This is a genomic window from Chamaesiphon sp. VAR_69_metabat_338 (assembly GCF_031423935.1).
In the GTDB taxonomy this organism is placed as follows: Bacteria; Cyanobacteriota; Cyanobacteriia; order Cyanobacteriales; family Chamaesiphonaceae; genus Chamaesiphon.
This window is the reverse complement of record NZ_JANPGM010000635.1, coordinates 1-3,796: the sequence shown is the minus strand read 5'-3', so window position 1 is coordinate 3,796 and position 3,796 is coordinate 1. Positions and strand designations below refer to the sequence as shown.

Annotated in this window: 5 protein-coding genes and 1 pseudogene; 3 read left to right on the top strand and 3 right to left on the bottom strand. The window is 40.8% G+C overall.

Annotation, left to right across the window (positions count from 1 at the left end):
* Both RMO84_RS17600 and RMO84_RS17595 read right to left on the bottom strand, forming a co-directional pair.
* A pseudogene (locus RMO84_RS17600) lies at positions 1 to 931 on the bottom strand (hypothetical protein); the annotation flags it as partial.
* Entirely contained in the window at positions 928 to 1,461 is a 534-nt protein-coding gene (locus RMO84_RS17595) for a DUF4365 domain-containing protein (RefSeq protein ID WP_310489736.1), read from the bottom strand. The pseudogene RMO84_RS17600 and the gene RMO84_RS17595, both read right to left, overlap by 4 nt.
* Before the next feature lie 313 nt (positions 1,462 to 1,774).
* On the opposite strand from RMO84_RS17595, the gene RMO84_RS17590 reads away from it, so the two are divergent.
* Positions 1,775 to 2,005 (top strand): DUF433 domain-containing protein, encoded by a 231-nt coding sequence (locus RMO84_RS17590; protein ID WP_310489735.1) that lies wholly within the window; start codon positions 1,775 to 1,777, stop codon positions 2,003 to 2,005.
* A 36-nt stretch (positions 2,006 to 2,041) separates the two neighbouring features.
* Positions 2,042 to 2,314, top strand: a complete 273-nt coding sequence (locus RMO84_RS17585) for a hypothetical protein (RefSeq protein WP_310489734.1) — start codon at positions 2,042 to 2,044, stop codon at positions 2,312 to 2,314.
* Positions 2,315 to 2,505: 191 nt separating this feature from the next.
* Here the strand turns inward: RMO84_RS17585 and RMO84_RS17580 are convergent, their stop codons facing one another.
* A complete protein-coding gene (locus RMO84_RS17580) occupies positions 2,506 to 3,000 on the bottom strand; it encodes an AAC(3)-I family aminoglycoside N-acetyltransferase (protein WP_310489733.1) in 495 nt (164 codons plus the stop codon).
* Between the two features lie 284 nt (positions 3,001 to 3,284).
* Here RMO84_RS17580 and RMO84_RS17575 point away from each other — a divergent pair.
* Positions 3,285 to 3,796 (top strand): HAD hydrolase family protein (locus tag RMO84_RS17575; protein ID WP_310489732.1); only part of this gene is annotated, 512 nt, incomplete at its 3' end.

The following is a 3,796-nucleotide window of genomic DNA, read 5'->3' as shown; positions in this document are numbered from 1 at the left end:
TTTTTTCATTTTGATCGTCTTTAATTTCAAAATTTTTCTGTCTTTTATTTCCTCCAATCCAGCGACCACAAATTTCAAATTCAATGGGTTTTTCTGAAACTTCATCTGATACTATCGCCAAGGCTTTAGCAACTGCTTGGTAAGTGAATTCAAGAGAGTCTCCTGATGTTTTATCTGAAGATCCCCACTCCAAAGTGTTGTCTGTTTTCATTTTGTATAATGCAACCAAGAAATTTCTATAGCTTGATGTCGATCTCTTTCCTAATTTAACTAATGTTTGTTTTAGGAAATTTTTGTCGTCTTTACTAACTTTTAATAGATAGAATAATTCCTCAAAAGCTTGTCTCACGACAGTTTTCTGTAGAATATCTAATTGTCCTGTACTTGAAGGTGTTGGCGCAATTCTCAAACCAAAAGATCCCTCGAAAGTCCCAACTACAGAAACTCGTGACTTCTCTAGTATACTATTTGGAATCCTCCCCGCAATATTTGGAACTCCCATCTGAGAACAAGTTATTCCAACAATTAAATTCTGAAAGGATATTAGTAATTCTCCAAGCTGTGCTGCCAAAACTTCTCTTTGAGTACTATCCTTGAATTTTAGCTTGAAATTCAAAATATCTCTATCTATTTCTTCTGCAAGTTCCTTGGCGGATTTAATAGAGTTCAACACATCACTCTGCGAACGATTCTCTACAATCGATATAACTTTAATGAGATCGTAAATCCTAGAAGCGAAATCAGGAATAGTAGAATCTAAAGGCAATAATATATAAGCTTCCTTTTTATCTTGAATTGAATGCTTTAATATTAAATATTCTTCAGTTGATTTAGATTCAATTTCGAGCCACTTATTGCTTCTTAAATACTGTAGAGTTTTATGCGGATCTATCAATTGAAGATCTTCGAGATCTAGATTTGGTGTTTTCATAGATTTTCTCCTTCTGCTATTTTCCTCATTATTTCTATAAGAACTTCAGGAGAGAGTCTATAGCTCAATGGAATCTTGATTGTTATACTACTTTTGTTTTCTGTAGGTTCATGGCCTTTTAACGAAATCCAGTAAGCACTAGCTCTAAGTTCAGTTAAATAAGGGTTCGCAGTATTCTTAACCCACTCATCTACATCTTTGTGAACTAAGACAACAATTAAAGCTTGGGGAACTAAAGATCTTTTGTTAATTAATCTATTGTAATTTTTTACGTTTAAGTTAAAATTAATATGATTCTCATCAATGCAATCGCTTGAGGTGCATTTTACTTGAGCATCCAGCTTGGGGGATAAACAGGCTGATATTTCTCCAGGAACTTCAATAGTTAAGTCGATTCCAGCATTATCCATTCCTCTGGGCTTAACTTGACATACATAGCCTGCTGTCGCAGTTATAGCATTGATATAAGAATAGCTAAATTCTTCCTTTCGATTGTTTAAAGTTAATCCTCCAGTTGAAATATTTGTCATGATCCTCACACAAAATAATCAATTCTTATATCGCAGAACTGTACACCTTACTGTTCAACGTACCCAGAGTATGTGTAAAAGTAACATAGCAAGTTCCGTTTTGAGTAAATCTGCTGACTTTATTGAACCTTATAGTGCTCTATGATAGCTTTGTCTGATGGTTAGCATCCACAACGCAAACCCAATCAAAGTAATAATCTGACTTAATTATAAGGTTCAAATGCACTAAATCGACGGATCGATGTCCAGTAAGAACAAACCAAGCCTGAGTGACAGGAACTTTATACAGAAGATGTTCTTCTGAGCCTAGACCATGAACGATCGAGACATCATCACCCTCGAACCTGGTAAACGTAGTGGAAAACCCTGTATTCGAGGAATGCGAATCACAGTCTACGATCTCTTGTCATACCTTGCCTCCGGCATGACTCAATCCGAAATCCTCGAAGATTTCCCCTACCTCAGCGTTGCCGATATTCTGGCTTGCCTTAATTATGCTGCTGACAGGGAGCAGCAAACGCTCACGATCGATTTCGAGGATTAGCTACAATAACTGTAACGACAACCATGAGGATCGATAATGCAAGCTATTTTTTGGACGATGGAAGAAGTTGCTGGTAGAGCAAAGCAGTTTTACGAAAATGGTATTCGGCAAGAAGTCGAACATGGAGAAAATATCGGTCAGATGATTGTCATCGATGCGGAGACAGGTGAATATGGGATCGATCCAAGCGGGGTAGAGACAGCTCTGAAGTTAAAAGAGAAAAATCCCATAGCTCGATTATTTACGATCCGAATTGGCTATGATGTTGCGGTGGTTTTTGGCGGTGAAATGGAGCGGGTTGCCAAGTGATTCAAGGTAGCGCAGTGCCAGTTTTAGCTACTGGATTAAAGCCACTTTTAGGTACGAGTTTATTGCAAGGATTTCGATTAGAAATTGATTTTGATGCAAATGGATTAGTTTCGATCTATAAAATTTAGCTGCGATCTTGGCAGTTACCATCATCCTAACAGGGAGACAATAATTCGGGCAATGCGATCGAATCATGAGGTTGAATCTGTGGCGGTGGTGTGCCCTGTATCGATATCGAAATGCAGTACATCTTCGCGAACTCCTAGCTTGGTATACAAAGCAATAGCCGGTTCGTCGTCGAGATCCGCCTGTACGAAAATCACATACGCTCCTCGGATTTTGGCGATCTTTTTTAGCTCCTGAATCAATGCTGTCGCGATGCCCTGGCGACGATGGGTAGCGGCTACAGCCAGATCGTAAATGTAGATTTCGCTGCGCTCTTGCTCGAATTTGACTAGCTCGTAGGCTGCGATGCCACCGACGACTTTGCTCTCTTGCAGCGCAACCAAGGCGATGAAGTAGTCGCTCTCAAGTAGCCGTTTGAGATAAGCCTCACTAGGTTGATTCCCGCTATAGGTGTCTACCTCACCGAAGGCTTCGCCGAAAGTCGCCAACATGGATTGCATCAAGGCTATGTCGTTGGATGCGATTTGGTGGATGCTAAAGTGTGGTTGGGGAACTGTCATCAGCTTGAGCTTCTTGTTTTAACTTGCTGTTTCTAGTTTAGATTGAAGAGTCCGTTGGCATAGCCTACCGTAGGTAATCGTCAGCTTCTAGTTAGCGGTGCTTCATCGAGGCTGAGAAGAGTTGAATGCAGTGGCAGATGTTCTCGACACCTGACAAAAGTTGCAAAAATTGTCTTGGCGATCTACAATCTGCGAGTTCGTGAAAACTTCACTTGCGAATATCAAATAGCTAGAATGCTCTCGAAAGTGCGAATCTATATCCTCCTACCCCACTAGTTTCCATCGTGCTCGATAGCCTACCATTAACGCCCGATCGACTGACAGATATTCGACTGATTGCTACAGATATCGATGGCACCCTGACGCGGGAGGGGAAATTTACCACCGAGTTGTTAAAAGCGATCGATCTAGTGAATGTTAAAGGAATCGAATTATTATTAGTTACAGGTAGATCGGCGGGATGGGTGAGTGCGGTGAATAATTATCTCCCCGTCGCTGGCTCGATTGCGGAAAATGGGGGTGTCTATTTCGATCGAGATTGTAGCGGTTTTGACTTTATTACGCGGATTGACAGTATTGAGGAGCATCGGGCTAATTTGGCGGATCGATTTTGGGAACTGCAATCGCGCTATCCGCAGATCGAGGAGTCGAGCGACAATCAATTTCGGATTACCGATTGGACGTTTGATGTCGCGGGTTTGACAGATTTAGAATTAGATGAAATTGCCGCTCAGTGTCAGCAATGGGGTTATAGCTTCACATTTAGTACCGTGCAATGCCATATCAAACCGCCACT